At 67.9% G+C, this 2285-nt stretch carries 1 protein-coding gene and 2 pseudogenes; all 3 read right to left on the bottom strand.

What is annotated here, in order from left to right; all coding sequences use genetic code 11:
- Nucleotides 1–1314, bottom strand: a 1314-nt coding sequence (locus tag AOK23_RS32175; RefSeq protein WP_055716087.1) for a glutamine synthetase family protein, incomplete at its 3' end; no start/stop codon positions are given.
- Nucleotides 1314–2028, bottom strand: a pseudogene (locus AOK23_RS32170) (amino acid permease); the annotation flags it as partial. The gene AOK23_RS32175 and the pseudogene AOK23_RS32170, both read right to left, overlap by 1 nt.
- Before the next feature lie 2 nt (nt 2029–2030).
- Nucleotides 2031–2285 (bottom strand): annotated as a pseudogene (locus tag AOK23_RS50575) (amino acid permease); the annotation flags it as partial.

The following is a 2285-nucleotide window of genomic DNA, read 5'->3' as shown; positions in this document are numbered from 1 at the left end:
GGCGAGTTCGACCTCGGCCGCGATGGCGTAGTGATGCACCACCGCGGCTCCGAGCGCGCTCGTCGCGAAGTTGCTGCCGCCGAAGTACGACACCGCCTCGGCGAGGTCACGTCGAACACGGGTCGCCTGCCGGTCTGCGTAGGCGTCGCCCCTGCAGGGAGCGGGTGGCGTCAGCTTCTCGGTCAGGCCGTGCACGATCGCGGCGAGTGAGGCGGTCAGCGCGAGATAGGGGTTGGCGTCGGCGCCGGGTAGTCGGATCTCCAGGTGCGTGCCCTCGCCGTGTCCGGTGACGCGGACTGCGCACCCGCGGTTGTCGTGCCCCCAGTTCATGTACTGGGGTGCGAAGGAGTGCGCCGTCGCGTACCGCTTGTAGGAGTTGGGGTTGGGCGCGTACAGGGGGGCGAGGTGCGGCATTCCGGAGAGGAGTCCGGCGATGCTGTGCCGCATCGTCTCGGGCAGCTCCTCGCCGGGAGCTGTTGCGAAGGCTGGCGCGCCGTCCTTCCAGAGGGACAGGTGCAGGTGCAGCCCGCTGCCCACGCCGGTGAACGGTGCGCTCATGAACGTCGCCGTCAGCGCCTGGCGTCTGGCCAAGTGCTGCACGGTCTGCTTGTAGACGGTGTAGGCATCGCAGGCTTCCAGCGGCGGGCCGTAGGGGAAGGTGATCTCCACCTGGCCGGGAGCGCCCTCTGTCTTGGTCGCCTCGATCGGCACACCGGCCTCGGGTAGAGCGTCTTCCAGGTATCGGAGGTAGTCGCTGAGTGCCGGCGGATGGTCGAGGGCGTAGTCGAGGTTGTGCGGCACCGCCGGTTGAAGGCCGTTGCAGAGGACGAACTCGCTCTCCAGCCCCACACGCGCTTCGAAGCCGAGCTCTTCCAGCCGATTGAGCTGGGTGCGGAGCATGCAGCGCGGAGCGATGTCCAGGGGGGTCCCGTCAGGTTGCACGGCATCGCAGTGCACCAGCGCGAGGCCGGGCATGTAGGGCAGGACACGCAGCGTGCTCAGGTCGGCGACCATGCCGAGGTCCTGGAAGCCTTTGTCCCAGCCCGTGAGGTCGAAGCCGCCAAGGGGGTCCATGCCCACGTTGGTGGCCAGGATGTAGGCGCAGGCCTCCGACACTGTGGTCTCTTTGGCGGTCCGGTCAAGGAAGGTGAAGGCGTTGAGCCGCTTGCCCTTGAGGCGGCCCATCATGTCGGGGAGGCAAACCATGACGGTGGTGATGTCTTCGCGCTCGACCGCGGTCCGGAAGTCCTCGGCGGAGATGAGACCGGCGAGCCGAGACAGCTCGTGTTCCGGGTCAGTGTGCTGGCTGTTCATCAGACCATGTCCTCCGAAAGGGAGGCGTGCGTGGCGGTGTTGCCGAGGGTCGGGATTCGGTAGTTGCGGCGTCCCTGGGTGATCCACAGGATCCAGGCGAGCGTGAGCACGGCGATGAGGGCGACGCCGGCGTAGTTGAACGACGAGGTGGTGATCGGGGAGACCTGCGGCAGGCAGAAAAGGACGGTGACGAAGCCGACCCACGTCACGGCTGTCCAGCCGATGGGCTTGCTCCACCGGCCGAGGTTCCACGGTCCGGGCCGGAAGTGGTCCCCGGCGCGCAGTCGCAGGTAGACGGGGATGGCGTAGGCGGGGGTGATGCCGATGACGTTGATGGCTGTGACCGCTGCGTACGCGGTCGGCGAGTACAGCGACGGTGCGGCCAGGATGAGCGCGACTCCCACCGACAGCCACACGGCTGCAACCGGTGTCTTGGTGCGGGTGCTGACGCGGCGCCAGGTGGCGGCGAACGGGACCGCCCCATCGCGGGAGAACGCGAACACCATGCGGGAGGCAGCGGCGGTCTCGGCGTTGCCGCAGAACAGTTGGGCCACGATCACGATCAGCAGCAGGGCCTTGGCGCCGGAAAGCCCGAGGACGTCTTCGAAGATCTGCGCAGGCGGCACTCCGGTGGCGCTGTTCTGCGTGCCCGCGTAGTCCTGGATGGACCAGGTGAGGCCGGCCAGCAGGATGAACCCGGCGATCCAGGAGACCNNTCTGGGCGTGCGTGGTCTCCTCGGACAGGTGGGAGGAGGCGTCGTAGCCGCAGAAGGTGTACTGCGCCAGCAGCAGCCCGAGCGCGGTCACGTACAGGCCGTTGCTGAAGCCGGTGTCGTTGTTGAACGTGGTGAAGACGAAGTCGGCGCTCTGGTGATCGGCGGGGGCGAGGGTCAGGCAGCCGACGATGACCGCGACGCCGATGAGGTGCCACCACACCGAGACGGAGTTGAGGAGGCTGACCAGGCGGACGC

The organism is Streptomyces torulosus (genome assembly GCF_001419765.1).
GTDB lineage: Bacteria > Actinomycetota > Actinomycetes > Streptomycetales > Streptomycetaceae > Streptomyces > Streptomyces torulosus.
This window is presented reverse-complemented; position numbering and strand designations above follow the sequence as displayed.